The sequence below is a fragment of the Microvirga sp. 2MCAF35 genome, assembly GCF_052115545.1.
In the GTDB taxonomy this organism is placed as follows: domain Bacteria; phylum Pseudomonadota; class Alphaproteobacteria; order Rhizobiales; family Beijerinckiaceae; genus Microvirga.
This window is the reverse complement of sequence record NZ_JBFRGW010000001.1, coordinates 66432-86676: the sequence shown is the minus strand read 5'-3', so window position 1 is coordinate 86676 and position 20245 is coordinate 66432. Positions and strand designations below refer to the sequence as shown.

Here is a 20245-nt window from a genome sequence, read left to right as displayed (position 1 = left end):
GGCCGGGACAAGCCCGGCCATGACGTTGTGGATGTCCGCTCCGACAGGCATCCAATCAACAAAAAAGGGAGAGCCCAGGCCCTCCCTTTCCGTATCGTCTGTAATGAAGCCTTACTCGGCCGCCGGGGTCTCGGCCGGATCGTTCGCGAAGCCGGCTTTCTCGGCATTGGCCGCGTCGAGCATCTCCTGGCGGGTGCGGCGGCGGCGGCGGGGACGGGGAGCCTCCTCGTCATTGGCCGCTTCCTGAACCACCTGAGGAGTGGGCGGGGCCTCTTCGACCACAGTCGAAGGAGCCGGTGCACGGACCGGGTTCGTCAGGAAGGCCGGCAGGGTGCCCTGCTCGGGCGCTTCAGCCTCGTCGCGGCGGCGATCCCGCTGGAAGCGCTCGCGGCGCTCGGGACGTTCCGGACGATCGCCACGCTCGAAGCGGTCGCTCCGCTCCTGGCGTTCCGGCCGGTCGCCCCGGTCGTTGCGCTCGAAGCGAGCCGGGCGCTCATTGCGCTCGCCGCCGTCCTGGCGGGCCTCGTAGGGCAGCTCGTCCTGGCGCTGCGACTCTTGGCGCTGCGAATCCTGGCGCTGCGAATCCTGGCGCTGGTAGTCCTGACGTGGGCCCCGGTCGCGCTGGAAGCGCTCGCGACGATCACCGCGATCATTCCGATCGCCGCGATCCTGGCGGTCGTTCCGGTCCTGGCGGTCGCCGCGGTCCTGGCGATCTCCCCGATCCTGCCGGTCGAAGCGGGTCGGGCGGTCGTTGCGCTCACCACGGGACTCGTAAGGCTGCGGCTGGGAGCCGAAATCCTGCTCGTCGCCATTGCCGAAATCCTGGCCGCCGGAGCGGTCGAGGCCCTGGCGGTCACCCTGGCCGAAGCCCTCGTCCTCGCCGCCTTCCTCGTCGAAGGGCCGCTGCTGGTAGCCGTACTGCTCGCGCAGCTGCTCCTGGGCGGCGGCGATGATGCGGAAATAGTGCTCGGCGTGCTGGAAATAGTTCTCGGCCGCCACCGGGTCGCCGCTCGACTGCGCGTCGCGGGCGAGCTGGCTGTATTTCTCGGCGATATGCTGAGCCGTGCCGCGGATCTTCACGTCCGGGCCGTTCGACTCATAGCTCTTCGTCAGGGGATTGGGCCCCTTGTTGTTGCGGTTGTTGTTGTTACGACCGCGCATTCGCCTGTTTTGTCCTGGTCTCATTGTTCGCTCTATGAGCCTCGCTGGTTCTTCATGCCCACGCGATATGCAAGCCAATATTCACCGAACGGGCTCAACGCCCACCGTTCGCGTGGCAACCGTCTGACATTCAGCCATAGCCTTTCGAGGCTTCCGGCCATCCTTCAGTGTCGGGTTCAAGTGATCGCGCCAGGCTGTTTCTGTTTCAAAAGCCCCTGCCTGCGCGATTGATATCGTTTGGTCTTCCGGCATGCCCCCAAGGGGCCGCCGATTTGTTTAGACCGATGACGATCTCTAAACCCGAATCTAGCGGGTTCCTGTCGGTCCAACAAGGGGTAATTCCGACTTTATCCCACCCTGGGACACAAAAGACGCATCCGGCTCATCACGATCGCTTCATGGCGATGCAGCGGGGGTTGCCTGATAGATCGTGGGCGATTCGCAGGATTTCAAGGCCCTGAGCCCCTGCGAGACCGACTAAATCTTCGGCCTGATCGTAGCCGATCTCGACCACGATGAGCCCGCCGGGCGCGAGCAGCCGTCCGGCTTCACCGAGGAGGATCCGATAAGGCTCGAGGCCGTCCGGGCCGCCGTCGAGGGCGAGCCTCGGGTCGTGCTCCCGCACCTCCTCATCGAGCCTCGGGATCACCCCCGAGGCGATGTAAGGCGGGTTGGAGACGATCAGGTCGAACGGCCCGGAAACCGCGTCGGCCCAGCGGGACAGGGCGAAACGGCTGCGGTCGCCGACGCCGTTGTCGGCCGCATTGGCGCGCGCCGTCGCGAGAGCCCCGAAGGACAGGTCGATCCCGAGGCCCATAGCATTGGGCAGCTCGTGGAGGAGCGCCACCAGGATGCAGCCCGATCCGGTGCCGAAATCCACGATTCCGAGGGGCGCCTGCCGGTCCGGGATCAGGTCGAGCGCGGCCTCGACCACGGTTTCCGTGTCGGGTCGAGGCACCAGGGTCTCGGGCGAGAGCCGGAAGGGCAGGCCCCAGAATTCCCGCGTGCCGACGATCCGGGCGACCGGCTCATGGGCGAGGCGCCGCCGGGTGAAGGCCGCGAGGGTGTCGGCCTCGTCGATCGACAGGGGAGTGTCGGGCCGGGTGATCAGGTCCGTGGCCGAAATGCCCAGGGCCGCCAGAAGGAGAAGGCGGGCATCGAGCGCTGCGGTCTCGAACCCGGCGTCGCCGAGGCTCCGGCGCAGGTCCCTCAGGGCTTCCGAGCGGGTTTTCAACGCGTCGGACCTTGCCGGTTGATCATGCCGCCTGGTCCTGGGCGGCGAGCTGGGCGGCCTGGTGCTCGGTGATCAGGGCGTCGATCAGCTCGTCCAGGGCGTTGCCGGCGATCACCTCTTCCAGCTTGTAGAGGGTCAGGTTGATCCGGTGGTCGGTCACGCGGCCTTGCGGGAAGTTGTAGGTGCGGATGCGCTCGGAGCGGTCGCCGGAGCCCACCTGGGCCTTGCGGTCGGCCGCGCGGGCGGCGTCCTTGGCGGTGCGCTCGGCGTCGTAGAGGCGGGCGCGCAGCAGCGCCATGGCGCGGGCGCGATTCTTGTGCTGGGAGCGCTCGTCCTGGACGAACACCACGGTGCCCGTCGGGATGTGGGTGATGCGGATCGCCGATTCGGTCTTGTTCACGTGCTGGCCGCCGGCGCCTTGCGCCCGCATGGTGTCGATCTTCAGATCCGCGTCGTTGAGCACCACGTCCACGTCCTCGGCCTCCGGCAGCACGGCCACGGTGGCCGCCGAGGTATGGATGCGGCCTTGGGTTTCCGTGTCCGGCACGCGCTGGACCCGGTGAACGCCGCTCTCGAACTTGAGCCGGGCGAACACGCCGCGTCCCTTGATTTCGGCCACCACTTCCTTGTAGCCGCCGGCCGTGCCCTCGCTTTCAGACACGATCTCGACCTTCCAGCCCTTCAGGTCGGCATAGCGGGTATACATGCGCAGCAGGTCGCCGGCGAAGAGGGCAGCCTCGTCGCCGCCGGTGCCGGCGCGGATTTCCAGGATGGCGCTCTTCTCGTCCGCCTCATCCTTGGGCAGGAGCATGATGCGCAGGTCCTGGGCGGCCCTCTCCAGGTCGTCCCTTGCCTGGGGCAGCTCGTCCTCGGCCAGCGAGCGCATCTCGGCATCGGTCGAGGCGTCGTCGATGAGGGCCTGGAGGCCGTTCAGGTTGTCCTCCATGGCGCGATAGGCGCGGATGGCATCGACGACGCCATCGAGCTCGGCGAGCTCGCGGGAGAGAGCGACGAAGGTTTCAGGATCGGGCCCGGCATTGAGCGTCGCCATGATAATGTCATGGCGGGCGAGAATGGCGCTCAGGCGATCGGAGGGAGGCGCAATCGACATCAGACCGGAATACCATGGGTTTCCGCAAAATGGGCAAGCTTCGGACGCAGCGTTTCGCCGCCCCCGGCGTTCTTCAGCTCCTCGCGGATGAGGGCGCTGAGTTCCGCGACGTTCATCTCCAGCAGCATGGCCTTGACCGGCCCGATGGCCGCCGGGGACATGGAGAGCGAGCGGAAGCCGAGGCCGATCAGGGCCATGGCCTCCAGCGGACGCCCGCCGATCTCGCCGCAGACGGTGGCTGTGCAGCCGCTGGCCTGCGCCTGCTCGGCCACCATGTTGAGGGCGCGCAGCATGGGCGCGCTCAACGGGTCGAAGCGGTCCGCCACGCGCCGGTTCTCCCGGTCGATGGCGAAGAAGAACTGCATCAGGTCGTTGGTACCGAGGGAGATGAAATCGGCGCTCTCGCAGATTTCCTTGAGCTGGAACAGGAGCGAGGGCACCTCCAGCATGACGCCGAGCTTCAGGTCCGATGGCAGCGGGTGGCCGTGATTGGCGAGATGCGCCTTCTCGCGCTCGACGATCTGCTTGGCGCGCTCGAACTCGTCGCAGGTCGCCACCATGGGGAACATGATCTTGAGCGGGCGCCCGGCCGCGGCCTTGAGGAGGGCGCGGACCTGGGCGCGCAGCAGGCCCGGACGGTCGAGGCCGATGCGGATGGCCCGCCAGCCCAGGGCTGGGTTCTCCTCCTCGACGGACTGCATGTAGGGCAGGATCTTGTCGCCCCCGATATCGAGGGTGCGGAAGGTGACGGGCCGCCCTCCCGCCTCCGCGAAGACGGTGCTGTAGAGCGCCTGCTGCTCGGACGCCGAAGGCATCCGCTCGGCGATCATGAACTGGAGCTCGGTGCGGAACAGGCCGACGCCCGCCGCCCCGGTCTCCGCCAGATGCGGCAGATCGACCACGAGCCCGGCATTGAGCTGCAGCATGACCTCGACCCCGTCCTTGGTGACGGAGGGCACGTCGCGCAGCTTGAGGTACTGCTCCTGCCGGCGGGCGCGCAGGCGCGCCTTCTCGGCATAGGCCGCCTCCACGTCGGGATTGGGCCTGATCTGCACGTCGCCGGCCGCGCCGTCGACGATGATGGCGTCGCCCTGTTCCGTCAGGGAGGTCGCGTTCGACACCTCGCCCACGGCGGGAATCCCGAGGGCGCGGGCCACGATGGCGATGTGGCTCGTCGGCCCGCCCTCCTCGAGCACGAGGCCGCGCAGGCGCGAGCGGTCGTAATCGAGGAGCGCCGCCGGGCCCATGGACCGGGCCACCAGGATGGCGTTCTCGGGCAGGTGCTTCCGCTCGACCACCAGATTGCGGCCGACGAGGCGGTGCAGCAGGCGGTTGGCGAGGTCGTCGAGATCGTGCAGGCGCTCGCGCAGGTACGGGTCGGTCTGGCGCAGCATGCGGGCCCGGTTGTCCGACTGCACCCGCTCGACGGCGGCCTCCGCCGTGAGACCCGAGGTGACCGCCTCGCGCATGCGCCGGAGCCAGCCCTGGTCGTGGGCGAACATGCGGAAGGTCTCCAGCACCTCCCGGTGCTCCCCGTGATGGGCCACGTCGCCACGCTCGATCAGCTCGTCGATGGAGACGCGCACCTCGCCGATGGCCGTATCCAGGCGCTTGAGTTCCGATTCGACGTTCTCGGCGATGAGGTTCTTGACGACCACGCGGGGCTCGTGGAGCACCACATGGCCCAGGCCCACGCCGTCGGCGAGCGCGACGCCCTTCTGGTAGACGGGACGGCGGAGCGCGATGCCGGTATCGACCGGCGCCAGGGCCTGCAGCTCGCCGGTCGCGAGCATTTCGGCCACCACCATGGCGGTGGTCTGGAGCGCCTCGACCTCTTCCTCGGTATAGACCCGGTAGGTGCGGTTCTGGACGACCAGGACGCCCAGGGTATTGCCGGCGCGCAGCAACGGCACGCCCAGGAAGGCGTGGTAGATCTCTTCGCCCGTCTCCGGCTTGTAGGAGAAGGCCGGGTGGCTTTGCGCGTCGGACAGCGCCAGGGGTTCGGCCGTCGACGCGATGAGGCCCACGAGGCCCTCGCCCGAGCGCATGATGGTGAGGTGGACGGCTTCCCGGTTGAGGCCCTCGGTGGCGAACAGCTCGAGCACGCCGTCGCCGCGCATCACGTAGACGGAGCACACCTCCGCCACCATGTTGGCGGCGATCTGCGTGACGATCTTGTCAAGGCGGTCCTGCGCCCCGACCGGCTCCGCCATGATCTCGCGGAGGCGGCGCAGCAGAAGGCGCGGACCGCCGGGAGCACTTGGCATGAGCTAAAGTTCCCGTCCTTCGTGAGCCGGCGAAGCGAACCGGCGGCTACCTAATTATGAATGTCGCAGCCCGACGGTTCCCTCGTCAATCAGGCTTGATCAAGGCCGTATAACGAGTGGAGCGTGCGCACCGCAAGCTCCGTATAGGCCGATTCGATCAGGACTGAGAATTTGATCTCCGACGTGGTGATCGCCCGGATGTTGATGCCCTTGTCGGCCAAGGCCTTGAAGGCGCGCGCCGCGACGCCCGCATGGCTGCGCATGCCGACCCCGATGGCCGAGACCTTCACCACGTCGGTCGCGCCCTGGAGCTCCTTGAAGGCGATCTCGTCCCGGTGGGAGTTGAGGATCGCGCAGGCCCGCTCGTAATCGGAGGTGGGCACCGTGAAGGTCAGGTCCGTGGTGGCGGCGTTGTCGGACACGACCTGGATGATCATGTCCACGTTGATGTTGGCGTCCGCCAGGGGCACGAAGATCGAGGCGGCGATGCCCGGCTTGTCCGCAATGTCCCGCAGCGTGATCTGGGCTTCGTCGCGCGAATAGGCGATGCCCGTGACAACCTGCTGTTCCATGATGTCTTCCTCGTCGCAGATGAGGGTGCCGAGCTTGGGATCGGCGGGATCGTCGAAGCTGGAGCGCACATAGGTCGGCACGCGGTGCATCATGGCGAGCTCGACCGAGCGCACCTGGAGCACCTTGGCCCCCAGCGAGGCCATTTCCAGCATTTCCTCGTAGGACACCTTATCCAGGCGCCGGGCCTTGGGCACGATGCGCGGATCGGTGGTGTAGACGCCGTCCACGTCCGTGTAGATGTCGCAGCGCTCGGCCTGGATGGCGGCCGCGAGCGCCACCGCGCTGGTGTCCGAGCCGCCGCGGCCGAGCGTCGTCACGCGGCCCGTGGGCTGGTGCACGCCCTGGAAGCCGGACACGACGGCCACTTCCTCGTGGTCCGTGAAGCCCTTGAGGATCCCGGTGCCGTCGATGGCGGCGATTCGCGCCGAGCCATGGGCCTCGGAGGTCATGATCGGGATCTGCCAGCCCTGCCACGAGCGGGCCTTCAGGCCCATTTCCTGCAGGGCGATGGCCAAGAGGCCCGAGGTGACCTGCTCGCCCGAGGCGACGACCACGTCGTATTCCTTCGAGTCGTAGAGGGCGTTGGCCTCTTTCACCCAGCCGACGAGCTCGTTGGTCTTGCCCGCCATGGCGGACACGACGACGGCCACGTCATAGCCGGCCTCGACCTCGCGTTTGACGTGCCGCGCCACATTGCGGATGCGCTCTACGGTGGCGACGGATGTTCCGCCGAACTTCATGACGAGACGGGGCATGGGCGAGGAAGGCCGTGGTGAGATTGGAGAAATTCAGCCCCTTCGCGCCGCGAAAAGGCGCGTATACATGACGATAGGGCCGCGCCCTGTCAACGCGCAGTTTTGCTTCTCTCGTCCCGGCAGGAGGAGATCGGGGACAGCGGTCGAAAAGTCAGGGCGTAGCGTTCCATGGGGTATTGGCAATACTGTCCTACCACGTCATCACCGGCCCCGTGCCGGTGATCTCGATTGATCGAGGCGCAGCGCTTGACGGAAGCGGGATGGCCGGGACAAGCCCGGCCATGACGTTGCGGGTTCAGCCAGCCCGATCACCCCTACCTCTCCCCGCCAGGGGGGACATCCTTGCGGAGGATCTCATGACCACCATCGACCCGGCCGAAGTCGCCCGTTTCGAGAAGATCGCCGAGACCTGGTGGGATCCGAAGGGGCCCATGAAGGTCCTGCACAAGTTCAATCCGGTGCGGCTCGCCTATATCCGGGACGAGGCCTGCCGCCGGTTCGGGCGCGATCCGCGCTCGGCCCGCTCCCTGGACGGGATCACGATCCTCGACGTGGGCTGCGGCGGCGGCGTGCTGTCGGAGCCCCTGGCGCGGCTCGGCGCCAAGGTGACCGGGCTCGACCCGGCGCCCACCAACATCTCGGTGGCCCGGCTCCATGCGGAGAGGGCAGGGGTCCCGGTCGATTACCGCAACGAGACCGTGGAAGCCGTGGTCGCCCGGGGGGAGGCCTTCGACATGGTGCTCGCCATGGAGGTGGTGGAGCACGTGGCGGACCGGCAGGCCTTCGTGAGCGCCTGCGCTCAAGGGGTGAAGCCCGGCGGGTGCCTCGTCATGGCGACGATCAACCGGACCCTGCGCTCCTTCGCGTCCGCCATCGTGGGCGCCGAATACATTCTTGGCTGGCTGCCCAAGGGCACCCACGAATGGGACAAGTTCGTGACCCCCGACGAGCTGGCCGACGCCATCCGGGCGGCGGGCTTTGCCGTCAACGACCTCACGGGCGTGGCCTACAACCCGCTGCGGGACAGCTGGTCCCTGTCAGGCGATACGGCCGTCAACTATATGCTGCTGGCCGCGAGGGCTTGAGCGGCTGCTCCCGGGGCGCGACGCTGAGCACGAGATAGCCGGCGAGCGCCGACAGGGCGGAGCCCATGAGCACACCGACCTTGGTCGCGTTCATCAGGTTGTCCTGACCCGGGAAGGCAAGGGCGCCGATGAACAGGCTCATGGTGAAGCCGATGCCGCAGAGGAGCGCCACGCCGTAGCATTGGAGGCGCGTCGCCCCTGCGGGCACATCGGCAAAGCCGAGATGGATCGCGGCATGGGAAAAGGCGTAGACGCCGACCTGCTTGCCGATGAACAGGCCCAGGGCAATGCCCAGCGGCAGGGGCTCCATGAGATAGCCGAACGACAGGCCTGAGAGCGGCACGCCCGCATTGGCGAAACCGAAGATCGGAATGATCGCATAAGCGACCGAGGGCTGGATGGCATGCTCCAGCCGATGCAGGGGCGAATCCTCGGCCCGGGTCTTCTTCGGTGCGGCTTGAAGTGGGATCGTGAGGGCAAGTGCCACGCCCGCGAGGGTCGCGTGGATGCCGGATTTCAGCACGAAGAACCATAGGATCGCCCCAACGGCCAGATAGGGCAGGAGCGCCGTCACCTTGAAGCGGTTGAAGGCGACGAGAACGAGAAGGCACAGGGCGGCCATGCCGAGCATCGTGAGCGAGAGGTCGCTCGTGTAGAAGAGCGCGATGATGATAATCGCCCCGAGGTCGTCCAGGATGGCGAGCGCCGTCAGGAAGATGGTGAGGGATTTCGGCACCCTCGGGCCGAGAATCGCCAGCACGCCGAGCGCAAAGGCGATGTCGGTGGCGGTCGGGATCGCCCAGCCGTGACGCAGCTGCGGCTCGTTCCAGGTGATGGCGAGATAAATCAGGGCCGGCACCACCATGCCGCCGAGGGCCGCAATGCCGGGCAGGATCCGGCGCGGCCAGGTGGAGAGCTGCCCGTCCAGCATCTCGCGCTTGATCTCGAGGCCCACCAGCAGGAAGAACACGGCCATGAGCGCATCGTTGATCCAGTGCAGGACGCTCAGGCCCAGGATGTAGGTTTTTAGGACGCCGAAATAGACGCCGGCCAGGGGTGAGTTGGCGACCGCCAGGGCGATCACCGTCACGCCCATGAGGATCATGCCGCCGGAGGCTTCGCTGTCGAAGAACCGGCGCATCAGCGAGATGCGCCGCGTGGGCCTCACATCGCTTTTCGGCAGATCCATGAATGTCTCCTGTTCGAACGCAACCCGTCATAGGCGGAAATGTTCGCGGGGAAAGGCGCAATCGGCCTTCTCCCATCACAAAACCAGGAGCAACTCTGCTCAATCCAGACGCACGGTCTCGACCAGATAATCCAGGAAGGCTCGAACCCGGGCGGGCAGGTGGCCGCCGCCCACATAGACCGCGTGAATGCTCTCCGTGTCGCCGGGATTGTAGGCTTCCAGCACCGGCACCAGACGCCCGGCTGCGATGTCGGGCCCGACATGGAGCACCGACAGGCGGCTGATGCCGAGGCCGGTAAGCACGAGAAGCCGCATGGATTCCCCGTCGCTCACCTGAGCGTTGCCGGTCGGCACGACGGCGCTGGCATTTCCCTTCCCGTCCTGAAACGGCCAGCCGTTGCTCTGCCGGGCGAAGCTGAAGCCGAGAAGGTTGTGGCGGGCGAGGTCTTCCGGATTCTGCGGCGTGCCGCGTCTCTCCAGATAGGAGGGGGCGGCCACCAGCATCATCCGGCTCTCGCCGAGCTTGCGCGCCACAAGCTGCGAGGATTTCAACGGCCCGACCCGGATGGCGATGTCGGCGCGATCCTCCAGCAGGTCCACCACCGCATCCGTCAGCGTGACCTCGACCGTGACCTCGGGATGCCGCTCGAGAAAATCCGGCAGGAGAGGGATCAGGCGGTGCGTTCCGAAGGGAACGCTCGTGTTAATCCGCAGGCGCCCCCGCGGCGCGGCGCCCGACGCGGCGCTGCGTTCGGCCTCGTCGAGATCGGCCAGGATGCTCACCGCCCGGTCATAAAAAGCCGAGCCTTCCGGCGTCAGCTGGAGCTTGCGGGTCGAGCGGTTGACGAGGCGGGCACCCAGGCGGGCCTCCAGCCGGGCGATGAGCTTGCTCACGGCCGAGGGCGTCATCCGCAAGGCCCGGGCGGCGGCGGAAAAGCCGCCGAGATCGACGGCCCGGACGAAGACCTCCATCTCGCCGGACCGGTTGATGTCCACCCTGGCCATTGTGAATTCAATTCATAAATTCTGTTCCTGCCCGCAGGCTAGTTCACAAGCAGGCTGACGTCCATCTTACGGCAGCTATTCGTTCAAGGACGTCCCTCATGCCTCTTGCTCTCTATGCCCTGACAGCCGGTGCCTTCGGCATCGGTGTCACGGAATTCGTCATCATGGGTCTGCTGCTCCAGGTGAGCGCCGATCTCGGCGTCTCGATCTCAGCGGCGGGCCTTCTCATTTCCGGCTACGCGCTCGGCGTCGTGGTCGGGGCGCCGCTGCTCACCACCCTGGCGGGCCGCTGGTCGCGCAAGACCGTGCTTCTCGCCCTCATGGTCGTGTTCACCCTCGGCAACCTCGCCTGCGCGGTCGCGCCGGACTACGCGACGCTCATGGCCGCCCGGGTGCTGACCGCCTTCGCGCATGGAACCTTCTTCGGCGTCGGGGCCGTGGTGGCCACGAGCCTCGTGCCCGCCGACAAGAAGGCCTCGGCCATCGCGATCATGTTCACGGGCCTCACGGTCGCCAACATTCTCGGCGTCCCGTTCGGCACCTGGCTCGGCCAGGCCTATGGCTGGCGCGCGACCTTCTGGGCCGTGACCTTCGTCGGCCTCGCGGCCCTCGCCGTCATTGCCCTCTTCGTCCCCAAGGACCGGCAGGAAAAGGCCGAGGGCGGCAGCCTTCGCGACGAGCTGAAGGTGCTCTCCCGCCGGCCCGTGCTGCTCGGGCTTCTCACCACGGTGCTCGGCTACGCGGGCGTGTTCGCGGTCTTCACCTATATCGCGCCGATCCTGACCGGGATCACGGGCTTCTCCGAGGCCGCCGTCTCGCCGATCCTGCTCGTGTTCGGCGGCGGGTTGGTGCTGGGCAATCTCCTCGGCGGCCGGCTCGCCGACAGGCGCCTCATGGCGACCCTGCTCGGGTCCCTTGGCGTCCTCGCCGTGGTCCTCGCGGCGATGACGCTCGGCATCCATCACAAGGTCACCGCCATCGTCTTTGTGGGCCTGCTCGGTGCCGCCGCCTTCGCGACCGTGCCGCCGCTGCAGATGTGGGTTCTGGAAAAGGCCGACGGCGCCGGCCAGAGCCTGGCGTCGAGCCTCAACATCGCGGCCTTCAACCTCGGCAATGCGCTCGGCGCCTGGCTCGGCGGCTTCGTGATCGATCACGGATTGGGCTTGGGCTCGGTCCCGTGGGTGGCCGCCCTGCTGCCGGCCTCCGGTCTTCTCCTGGCGCTCTGGAGCCGCAGGCTCGACCGCGCCGAGGCCGCGGTGGATTGGAAGCCAGTGAAAGCTGCTGCCTGACAGCTCCTATCAACCGGATACCAATTCAGCACCGGCCTTCCGGCGTCTCGCCCGGGAGGCCAAAATCGCTTCAATGGTAACCGGGCGGTAACCGAAGGCATCCACGCCCACATCGTATTGCCGCGTCTGCGGCTTCAGCTTGGCGTGCGAATGACCGTGCAGGTCGATCCAGCCCCGACCCATGTTCTTCCATGTGCGGAAGGCGTAATGGCACATCACCAGGGCATGACCGTCGAGCATGAGTTCCGCATAGGCCTGAACGCTCGCCCAGCCTTGCGCCGCAAGGGTTGCAGGCCCATCGTTGTTGCCGGTGATCAGGTGTTTGCGGCCATGGAGAAGCCCGAGCAGCTCGTCGATCCGCTCCGGTTTCACATGCAGGGCGAAATCGCCCAGGTGCCAGACCTCGTCCTCCGGCGAGACGACCTCGTTCCAGTTGGCGATGAGGGCGTCGTCGTGCTCGGCGATCGTCCTGAACGGGCGCTTGTCGATGCGCAGGACCCGGGGGTCGCCGAAATGCGTGTCGCTGGTGAAGAAAACCGTCAAGGGGAGCCCGTCTCGATCATCGTCTCGGATGAGACATAAGCCTGAACGCCCAGGCTCGTTCCGATGGTGCTCCTACTTGAACATGCCTTCCCGCAGGTTGATGCCGTATTCCTTGTAGGCCTTGAGCGCGCAGAGCATCTGCATCCAGCCCTGGCAATTGCCGTAGGAGGCTTTCAGGCCAGTCTCCGTCTCGCGCCAACCTTCCTCGGCAATCGAGACCAGCGTCCGCCCGTCGTCGAGCGGCTCGAAGGTCATCGTCACCGTGGTTCTGTAGCGGGATGAAGCTCCGTCATTCGCCTCCCATTGCAGGACGATCCGCTTCTCCGGCACAACCTCGACGACCCAGACCGGGAAGGCGCCGGGAAAGTCGTGGAAATCCCATGTGACGGTGGCGCCAGTCTCAAGGCGACCCTTGGCCCCGCCGGTCGTGAAATAGCGCGACAGTTCGTTGGGGTTGGCGACCGCTTCGAACACTTCGGCCACCGGTTTCCCAATCCTGGCAGACACTTTGAACGTCAGATCCATAAGCGATCTCCTTGCATGCCGAGGGCGAATAAGGCTGAACTGCCTAGTTCCGGTCGTCCGGCACGACGGGCAGGTGGAGCACGTCGATGCCTTCGTCGAGCAGAGCCTTTGCCTCGGCAAGATCGGCTTCGCCATAGATCGAGCGCTCTTCCGTTTCGCCATAATGCATCTTGCGCGCTTCCTCGACGAAGCCTTTGCCGACATCCTCGGCATTCTTCATCACGTGCTCGCGCAGGGACCGCAAGGCAGCCCGCAATTCCCGCTCACGCTCCGACAGGATGGCAACGGGCTGAGCCTCCGGGGCTTGCGCTTTAGGGGGCTTGTCCGTCCGCGCCACGGACGGGGCCATGATCTGCTTCTCGACCTTGACCGAGTTGCAGAACGGGCAGGTCACGAAGCCGCGCTTGCGCTGCATCTCGAACGCCTCACTCGACGGAAACCAGCTCTCGAACTCGTGGGCCTGCTCGCAGGCCAAGGCATACTTGATCATGTCCTGGGGAGACTTAAGGATTCAGGCTCTGAAAGGGAAGGGGTCAGGCGCTCGCCGCCCGATCCGTCTCGATGGCAGGAACGACCTCGACCTTGAAGGGCCGGGCGTTCTTGAGGGTCGGGATACGGCCGCGCACTTCCGTGACGAGCGCGGTGTCGATCTCGGCCAGGAATACGCCGGGTTCCGTGCCGCCTTCCGCCAGCACCCGGCCCCAGGGGTCGATGATGACCGAGTGCCCGAAGGTCTCGCGGCCGTCCTCATGCAGGCCGCCCTGAGCGGCCGAGATCATGAAGGAGCCGGTCTCGATGGCCCGTGCCCGATGCAGCACGTGCCAGTGTGCCTCGCCGGTCTGCTTGGTGAACGCGGCCGGGGCCGAGAGGAACGAGGCTCCGTTGTCGGCCAGCGCCTTGTAGAGGGCGGCGAAACGCACGTCGTAGCAGATCGTCATGCCGAGATAGCCCCAGGGCGTCTCGGCCGCGACGGCCGAGGCACCGCCCGTGTAGGTGGCCGATTCGCGCCAGCTCTCGCCGTTCGGCAGGTCCACGTCATAGAGGTGGATCTTGTCGTAGGAGGCGATGACCTCGCCGTCTCGATCGATCAGGAAAGCGCGGTTGGCGACCTTGTCGCCTTCCTTAACGGCAATCGAACCGATCTGAACCACGATGCCCTTCTCCCGCGCCACCTCGCGCAGGGCCGCCAGCACCGGATCCTGCGCCTCCGGCCCGACCTTGTCGAAGAGCTCCGCCTGGTCGCGGCAGACGAGGGACGTCATCTCCGGCGTCTGGGCAAAGTGGGCGCCTTGGGCGGCGGCCTCGCGCACGAGCGCAACCGCATCGTCGCGGTTCTTGAGGACATCACGCCCGGAACGCATCTGGACGCAGGCGGCGGTGAAGCGGGTCGAAGTCATAAAGTCTGGTCTCCGTCAGGCCTGCAATAAAGGCTCAAGCTGGCCCCTGTCATCAAGAGCATACAGGTCATCGCAGCCGCCGACATGCTTTTCACCGATGAAAATCTGCGGGACGGTGGAGCGGCCGTTCGCCCTCTGGATCATCTCCGCGCGGGCTTCGGGCTTCTTCTCGATGTCGATCTCGGTGAAGGCGACGCCTTTCTCGGTGAGAAGCTTCTTGGCGGCCGAGCAATAGGGGCACCAGCTCTTAGTATAGATCGTGATGGACGGCATGACGGGAGATTCTCCTTTGTTGGCGAGCATATAGGAAGACTTAGGCTGCCTTCACAACTCCTGGACAACTCTGGCGAAGGCCAGAATATCCACCGAGGCCGCGCCTCCGCGCAGGAGCGCTCGCGAAGCCGCATTGGCCGTGGAGCCGGTGGTCAGCACGTCGTCGATGAGGACCACCCGCTTGCCTTTGAGCCTGGGTCTGGCGTCCAGGGGCACCCGGAAGGCTCCCTGGAGGTTCTCCTGCCGCTGCGCCTTGGTGAGCCCCACCTGACGTCGGGTGTGCTTGATACGGGCGAGCAGGAACGGGTCGCAGACCACGCGGCTCTCCACTGAGACGATCCTGGCCAGAGCCATCGCCTGATTGAACCGCCGCCGCCACAACCGCCAGCGATGCAGGGGCACCGGCACGATCACGTCCGCCTCCGCGAGAAGCTCCGCGCCGGCCCGGGCCATCATGCCGCCCAGCGCGCGGGCGAGCTCCAGGCGGTCGTTGTATTTCAGCCGGTGCACGAGCAGGCTCGCCGTACCGTCATATTCCGCCACCGCCCGCGCGCGCTGAAAGACCGGCGGGTCCGCGATGGCGGCAGGCGAGAGGAGCGGCTGGCCGAGATCGACGGCAAAGGGCGTTCCCAGCCGCTCGCAGAAGGGCCGCTCGATGAAGCGAACCTGAGACCAGCAGGCGGCGCACAGGGTGTGCGGCTCGCCGGTGGCCGCCTGACAGGCAATGCAGGTCGGCGGATAGATGAGACCGATGGCCGAGTGCCATGCGTCCCTCGCTCCCGCCCGGAAGCGGGCGCTCAGCGGGATCGGCTCGACTTCGGCGGGTTCGCTCATGGGCGAAGCTTAGCGGAAGGTGAGTTGGAGGGCGAGGAGGCAGATGCCTGGGGAGATGCCCCCGTGTCATCCCGAAAAAATCCTTGGTTCTTAGCTCCGCGCACGCCATATCGAGCGCCTCATGACCACGCCCTTCGTCTTCGACCGTCCCCTCGTCCGCCGCCGCCTGGCCCGCGCCCTGAGCCAGGGTTATGCCGATTTTCTCCTTGTTCGGGCCGTCGAGGATCTGGAGGAGCGGCTTTCCACGGTGCTGCGGAGCTTTGCCCTCGCGCTCGATGTGGGCACGCCGGCACCCATAGCCGCCGACGCCCTGCGCCGGAGCGGGCACGTGGAGACCGTCGTCCGCCTGTCGCCGGTACCGGAGCGGGGCAGCATTCTCGGAGACGAAGAGCGCCTGCCGTTCTCGGGCGAGCGCTTCGACCTCGCGGTGTCGCTCCTGGCCCTGCATGCCGTGAACGATCTGCCGGGCTCTCTCATCCAGATCCGCCGGGCGCTGAAAGCCGACGGCCTCTTCATCGGCGCGCTTCTGGGCGGTTCGACCCTGACGGAGCTGCGTCAATCCCTGACCCAGGCCGAGGCGGAGATCGAGGGCGGCGTGAGCCCCCGCGTGGCACCGTTCGCCGACCTGCGCGATATTGGAGGCCTGTTGCAGCGCGCGGGTTTTTCCCTGCCGGTCACCGATACGGACACGGTACGGGTACGTTATGCCAATGCCTTCGCGCTCATGCGGGATCTGCGCCGAATGGGCCTGACCAATGCCCTGCATGACCGCCGGAAGACACCGCTGCGGCGCGCGACCCTGATGCGGGCGGCCGAGATCTATGCGGAGCGCTTCGGCGATGCGGATGGCCGCATTCCGGCAACCTTCGAGATCGTCTGGCTCTCCGGCTGGACTCCGCATGAAAGCCAGCAGAAGCCCCTGCGTCCCGGCTCCGCCAAGACCCGTCTGGCCGATGCCCTGGGCGTGCAGGAGGGAGCCCCCGTGCCCCGGCCCGACAAGAAGTGATTCTCATTCCGTCTTGGGCCGCAACCGGGGTGCCCTATCTTGTTTCTTGAGACGACCTCTCTGGAAAGCGGTGAACCCATGAAAGAGCCCGGCCCGGACCATCCGATCACGATTACGAAGAATCCGCACCGCATCCGGGTCATGCTCGGCGGCTTCATCGTCGCCGAAACGACGAAGGGTCTGACCTTGCAGGAAGCCACTCTTCCGCCCGTGCATTACATCCCCCGCGAGGATGTGCGGATGGACTTGCTGGATTCCACCGAGCACAGGACCCATTGCCCCTATAAAGGCGACGCGTCGTATTTCACCGTGAACGGCGGTGGGCTCGTGCGGGAGAATGCGGCCTGGAGCTACGAGGAGCCTGCTCCCGCCGTTGCCGCCATCAAGGAGCATCTGGCCTTCTATCCGGAGAAGGTCGATGCCATCGAGGAATTCCAGGATTAGCCTCTTGTCCTAATGGTTGAAGCGGAGGCGGGTTGCTGGCCCCCTCGGCCCGAGGCACTCTTGGCGCAAAGGAACCCACTCTTGGGACAGTCCATGTCGCCGTTCACCTTCAACACCGCACCCTCGCTCATCGTCGGCTCCGGCAGCATCGCGCGCCTGGGCGAGATCGCAGCCCAGCGCCTCGGTCCCCGTGTGCTCGTGGCGACCGATGCAGGCCTCGTGAAAGCCGGGCTGATCGCGCCCGCACTCCAGGTTCTGGAGGAGGCAGGCATCGCGGTCGACGTCTTCGACGCGGTCGTGGCCGACCCGCCCGAGGACGTGGTGCTGGCCGCCGTGGCGAAGGCCAGGGATTTCGAGGCGCGGGCCGTGATCGGATTCGGCGGCGGCTCCTCCATCGACGTGGCGAAGCTCGTGGCATTGCTTGCGGCAAGCGATGAGAGCCTTCCGGAGATCTACGGCGTCGGCATCGCGAAGGGGCCCCGGCTGCCGCTCCTCGCCGTTCCCACGACGGCTGGAACGGGATCGGAGGTGACGCCGATTTCGATCGTCACCACTGGCGCGCACGAGAAGAAGGGTGTCGTCTCGCCGCTCATCATTCCCGACATCGCGCTGCTCGATCCGGACCTCACCGTGAACCTGCCGCCCCACGTGACGGCGGCGACCGGCATCGACGCGATGGTTCACGCCATCGAAGCCTATACCTCGACCAACCCCAACAACAATCCGGTCTCGCAGGCGCTGGCGAAGGAGGCCTTGCGCCTGCTCGGCCGCAACATCGAGCGTGCGGTGCATCACGGCCATGACATCGAGGCGCGCTCCGCGATGCTGCTCGGATCCATGCTTGCAGGGCAGGCCTTCGCCAATTCGCCCGTGGCCGCCGTTCACGCGCTGGCCTACCCCATCGGCGGGCATTTCGGCGTGCCGCATGGGCTCTCCAATGCGCTCGTCCTGTCGCATGTGCTGCGCTTCAACGCGAGCGCCTGCGAGGCAGCCTATGCGGAGCTTGCGCCCCATGCTTTCCCGGAACTCGAGGGTCGTGCGACCGGTGCGGCTTTCGTGGAATCGCTTGCCGCCTTGTGCACGAAAGTCGGCCTCCAGCCGCGCCTGCGCGACGTGGGCATTCCCCGGGAGGCCGTGCCGATGATGGCCGAGGATGCCATGAAGCAGACACGGCTTCTCGTGAACAATCCGCGGCCGCTTACCCTCGACGATGCGCGCGCCATCTATGAAGCGGCCTGGTGACGATCCGCATGCCAGACCGCCCGACGCGCCCCGACCGCTCCGCCTTCAGGCTCTTTCGACCCATCGCGACCCGTTGGATGGACAACGACGCCTATGGGCACGTGAACAACGTGCATTACTACTCGTATTTCGACTCTGCCGTGAACGGATGGCTCGTCGAGAGAGGTCTGCTTGCCATCGCCGAGAGCCCCGTCATCGGCCTCGTGGTGGAATCGGGCTGCACCTATTTCGAGAGCGTCGCCTTTCCCGAGGCGCTGGAGGCGGGCATTGCCGTCACGCATCTCGGCCGTTCCTCGGTGCGCTATCGCATCGGGATCTTCAGAAGCGGCGCCGAGCAGGCCGCGGCCCAAGGGCACTTCGTCCATGTCTATGTGGACCGTGCCACCCAGCGCCCGGTGGAGATTCCGCCCGACACGCGTGCCCTGCTCAGCGAATTGCTTTGAGCCGTCCGCTGAAAGACACGAGCGCCACGCCCGTCAGCACCACGGCCCCCCCGGTGAGTTCGCGCAGGCCGATGCTCTCGCCGAGGAACAGGACGGCGAGGACCGCGGTCCAGACCGGCTGGAGATAGCCGACCATCGAGGCCCTGGTGGGACCGGCGCGGCGGATGAGCCGCATGAAGAGCAGGATCGGCAGGGCGGTCGAGACGATGCCGAGCGCCAGCAGCGAGGCTGCGCTGCCCGGCACCGCAGCGAAGGCGGAAGGGCCTGCGACGACGAGCGCCAGCGCGGTCGCAGGGATGCCGGAGCAGATCTGCTGGCCGAGAGCGAGGCGGGCTGGATCCGCATGCCTGATCGAGCGGACATAGAGGTTCGCGGCGGCATAGCTGAGGGCGGTCGCCACCATGGTCAGTGCTCCCCAGGGGCTGATGCCGCTGTTCGGCAGGGCCGCGGGTCCGATGAGAATGCCCATGCCCGCAAGGCCGACGACGACGCCCACGAAGCGCCGCGGGGTCAGTCGCTCGTCCGCGTAGAGCAGGTGCGACAGAGCCGCGACGATAAGCGGCCCCGAGGCCTGGATCATGGCCGCCGGCGCGGTTCCGATCTGGGTCAGCGCATGCGCCACAAGGACGTTCGGAATCCAGCCGTTGAGGGCGCCGAGGACCACCCAATGGTGCCACTGGCCATTGTCGGGACGGAAGCTCTTGGCCTGCACGACGAACCACAGGGCGAGGGCGGATGCGCCGATGAGACCGCGGATCGAGGCCAATACGAAGGGGTTGATGCTTCCGCTCAGCTTGATGAACAGGAACGAGGTGGACCACAGCATCGAGCAGGCGAGGAGATTTGTCGCCATGAAGACCGGGGTCGGAGCTGCGGGGAGCACGGCGACTTCCCCAGATGCGGCGGACATGCGCGACCTCAGACCAGAAGATCGACGAGGAACGGGATCAGCGGCTCGTCGGCGGGCGGCATGGGATAGCTGCGCAGCTCCTGGGCCTTGACCCATTTCAGGGCCTGCCCTTCGAGCGGCTGCACGAAGCCCTCCCAGCGCCGGCAGATGTAAAGCGGCATGAGCAGGTGGAAGGTTTCATAAGGGTGGCTCGCGAAGGTCAGGGGGGCGAGGCAGGGCTCCTTTACAGTAATGCCGAGCTCCTCGCGCAGCTCGCGGATCAGCGTCTCCTCCGGCCGCTCGCCCGGCTCCACCTTGCCGCCGGGAAACTCCCAGAGACCGGCGAGTTGCTTTCCTTCAGGACGCTGCGCCAGAAGAATCCGGTCATCCGTGTCGATCAGGGCGACGGCGACGACGAGGGTGAGTTTGAGCGGGGGCACGGGTGTTCAGGGCGCCTGTGTGTGGAGCAAGGCCGCTCTCATAACCTGCTTCGGCCCCAAAGCGAACTGGTTTCACATAGCTTGACAATTGTAACTTTGAAACGCAACCTGAAGAAATAATTCCGGTTGGCAATGCAACCGTTCTCCAGGGGCTTTCATGATCCAGTCACTATGCATAACGGCTTATGCCGCACTCGTTTGCGTCCTCGGAACAGGCTTAGCACAGGCACAGGACTGCTCAGGTCCTCCGATCTATTTCAACGGTGAGTTGGCCGACATCGAGGGCGAGTTGACCGTAAAATCCGGCAAGGGATGTGTTTTCGGCCTCAACGGTATTCCGGGGGCCCTCAACGAAACGATAATCTCCCAGAAGCCTAAGACCGGCAGGGCTGGAGTCGATGGTCTCAAGCCTTATTACATGGCCAAGCCCGGCTATCAGGGACCGGACGAGTTCGCCTACACGTTCATCGGCATGAGCCAATATGGCGGCCCGATGCGAATCACCATCAAGCGCAAGGTCACCGTCGTTCCGTGAGCGGG

The 20245-nt window shown here is 66.3% G+C and carries 22 protein-coding genes; 7 read left to right on the top strand and 15 right to left on the bottom strand.

What is annotated here, in order from left to right; genetic code table 11:
• Nucleotides 1-111: 111 nt before the first annotated feature.
• From AB4097_RS00405 to AB4097_RS00385, 5 genes are all read right to left on the bottom strand, one after another.
• A complete protein-coding gene (locus tag AB4097_RS00405; protein ID WP_442036127.1) occupies nucleotides 112-1161 on the bottom strand; it encodes a DUF4167 domain-containing protein in 1050 nt (349 codons plus the stop codon).
• A 385-nt stretch (nucleotides 1162-1546) separates the two neighbouring features.
• Nucleotides 1547-2395, bottom strand: a complete 849-nt coding sequence (gene prmC, locus AB4097_RS00400; protein WP_442036125.1) for a peptide chain release factor N(5)-glutamine methyltransferase — start codon at nucleotides 2393-2395, stop codon at nucleotides 1547-1549.
• Between the two features lie 22 nt (nucleotides 2396-2417).
• Nucleotides 2418-3506 (bottom strand): peptide chain release factor 1, encoded by a 1089-nt coding sequence (gene prfA, locus AB4097_RS00395; RefSeq protein WP_442036123.1) that lies wholly within the window; start codon nucleotides 3504-3506, stop codon nucleotides 2418-2420.
• Entirely contained in the window at nucleotides 3506-5773 is a 2268-nt protein-coding gene (ptsP, locus tag AB4097_RS00390; RefSeq protein WP_442036121.1) for a phosphoenolpyruvate--protein phosphotransferase, read from the bottom strand. The genes prfA and ptsP overlap by 1 nt, the downstream gene beginning before the upstream one ends.
• A gap of 89 nt (nucleotides 5774-5862) precedes the next feature.
• Nucleotides 5863-7101, bottom strand: coding sequence for an aspartate kinase (locus AB4097_RS00385; protein WP_442036119.1), 1239 nt, complete (start codon nucleotides 7099-7101; stop codon nucleotides 5863-5865).
• 356 nt (nucleotides 7102-7457) lie between these two features.
• Here AB4097_RS00385 and ubiG point away from each other — a divergent pair, with 356 nt between their 5' ends.
• Entirely contained in the window at nucleotides 7458-8186 is a 729-nt protein-coding gene (gene ubiG, locus AB4097_RS00380; protein WP_442036117.1) for a bifunctional 2-polyprenyl-6-hydroxyphenol methylase/3-demethylubiquinol 3-O-methyltransferase UbiG, read from the top strand.
• Here ubiG and nhaA read toward each other — a convergent pair.
• Nucleotides 8155-9375: a Na+/H+ antiporter NhaA gene (gene nhaA, locus AB4097_RS00375; RefSeq protein WP_442036115.1), complete on the bottom strand. Its 1221-nt coding sequence runs from the start codon at nucleotides 9373-9375 to the stop codon at nucleotides 8155-8157. The two genes, ubiG and nhaA, sit on opposite strands and share 32 nt — an antisense overlap.
• Nucleotides 9376-9474: 99 nt before the next feature.
• The gene (locus AB4097_RS00370) at nucleotides 9475-10380 is read right to left on the bottom strand and encodes a LysR family transcriptional regulator (protein WP_442036113.1); all 906 of its coding nucleotides are present in this window, start codon (nucleotides 10378-10380) and stop codon (nucleotides 9475-9477) included.
• Nucleotides 10381-10478: 98 nt separating this feature from the next.
• On the opposite strand from AB4097_RS00370, the gene AB4097_RS00365 reads away from it, so the two are divergent.
• On the top strand, nucleotides 10479-11669 hold the full coding sequence (locus tag AB4097_RS00365) for an MFS transporter (RefSeq protein WP_442036111.1): 1191 nt from the start codon (nucleotides 10479-10481) through the stop codon (nucleotides 11667-11669).
• A 9-nt stretch (nucleotides 11670-11678) separates the two neighbouring features.
• On the opposite strand, the gene AB4097_RS00360 is transcribed toward AB4097_RS00365, so the two are convergent.
• The 6 genes from AB4097_RS00360 to AB4097_RS00335 form a co-directional block, all read right to left on the bottom strand.
• Nucleotides 11679-12212 carry a metallophosphoesterase family protein gene (locus AB4097_RS00360; RefSeq protein WP_442036109.1) on the bottom strand — a complete coding sequence of 178 codons (534 nt, stop codon included), beginning with the start codon at nucleotides 12210-12212 and terminating at the stop codon, nucleotides 11679-11681.
• Nucleotides 12213-12284: 72 nt separating this feature from the next.
• Entirely contained in the window at nucleotides 12285-12737 is a 453-nt protein-coding gene (locus tag AB4097_RS00355) for an SRPBCC domain-containing protein (RefSeq protein ID WP_442036107.1), read from the bottom strand.
• Between the two features lie 43 nt (nucleotides 12738-12780).
• Nucleotides 12781-13227: a DUF1178 family protein gene (locus tag AB4097_RS00350; RefSeq protein WP_442036105.1), complete on the bottom strand. Its 447-nt coding sequence runs from the start codon at nucleotides 13225-13227 to the stop codon at nucleotides 12781-12783.
• Between the two features lie 43 nt (nucleotides 13228-13270).
• Entirely contained in the window at nucleotides 13271-14134 is an 864-nt protein-coding gene (locus tag AB4097_RS00345) for a carbon-nitrogen hydrolase family protein (RefSeq protein WP_442036103.1), read from the bottom strand.
• A 15-nt stretch (nucleotides 14135-14149) separates the two neighbouring features.
• Nucleotides 14150-14407, bottom strand: a complete 258-nt coding sequence (grxC, locus tag AB4097_RS00340; RefSeq protein WP_442036101.1) for a glutaredoxin 3 — start codon at nucleotides 14405-14407, stop codon at nucleotides 14150-14152.
• Between the two features lie 51 nt (nucleotides 14408-14458).
• Entirely contained in the window at nucleotides 14459-15241 is a 783-nt protein-coding gene (locus AB4097_RS00335) for a ComF family protein (protein WP_442036099.1), read from the bottom strand.
• A gap of 121 nt (nucleotides 15242-15362) precedes the next feature.
• Between AB4097_RS00335 and AB4097_RS00330 the strand changes: the two genes are divergently transcribed.
• The 4 genes from AB4097_RS00330 (at nucleotide 15363) to AB4097_RS00315 (ending at nucleotide 18376) form a co-directional block, all read left to right on the top strand.
• On the top strand, nucleotides 15363-16247 hold the full coding sequence (locus tag AB4097_RS00330) for a methyltransferase domain-containing protein (RefSeq protein ID WP_442036097.1): 885 nt from the start codon (nucleotides 15363-15365) through the stop codon (nucleotides 16245-16247).
• 78 nt (nucleotides 16248-16325) lie between these two features.
• Nucleotides 16326-16691 carry a DUF427 domain-containing protein gene (locus AB4097_RS00325; RefSeq protein WP_442036095.1) on the top strand — a complete coding sequence of 122 codons (366 nt, stop codon included), beginning with the start codon at nucleotides 16326-16328 and terminating at the stop codon, nucleotides 16689-16691.
• Between the two features lie 93 nt (nucleotides 16692-16784).
• Nucleotides 16785-17933 (top strand): iron-containing alcohol dehydrogenase, encoded by a 1149-nt coding sequence (locus tag AB4097_RS00320; RefSeq protein ID WP_442036093.1) that lies wholly within the window; start codon nucleotides 16785-16787, stop codon nucleotides 17931-17933.
• An 8-nt stretch (nucleotides 17934-17941) separates the two neighbouring features.
• Nucleotides 17942-18376, top strand: coding sequence for an acyl-CoA thioesterase (locus AB4097_RS00315; RefSeq protein WP_442036091.1), 435 nt, complete (start codon nucleotides 17942-17944; stop codon nucleotides 18374-18376).
• Here AB4097_RS00315 and AB4097_RS00310 read toward each other — a convergent pair.
• Together AB4097_RS00310 and mutT are read right to left on the bottom strand one after the other, a co-directional pair.
• A complete protein-coding gene (locus tag AB4097_RS00310) occupies nucleotides 18360-19286 on the bottom strand; it encodes a DMT family transporter (RefSeq protein ID WP_442036089.1) in 927 nt (308 codons plus the stop codon). The genes AB4097_RS00315 and AB4097_RS00310 overlap by 17 nt on opposite strands.
• An 8-nt stretch (nucleotides 19287-19294) precedes the next feature.
• A complete protein-coding gene (gene mutT / locus AB4097_RS00305; protein ID WP_442036087.1) occupies nucleotides 19295-19705 on the bottom strand; it encodes an 8-oxo-dGTP diphosphatase MutT in 411 nt (136 codons plus the stop codon).
• 157 nt (nucleotides 19706-19862) lie between these two features.
• On the opposite strand from mutT, the gene AB4097_RS00300 reads away from it, so the two are divergent.
• Nucleotides 19863-20240, top strand: a complete 378-nt coding sequence (locus AB4097_RS00300; RefSeq protein WP_442036085.1) for a hypothetical protein — start codon at nucleotides 19863-19865, stop codon at nucleotides 20238-20240.
• Nucleotides 20241-20245: the final 5 nt, after the last annotated feature.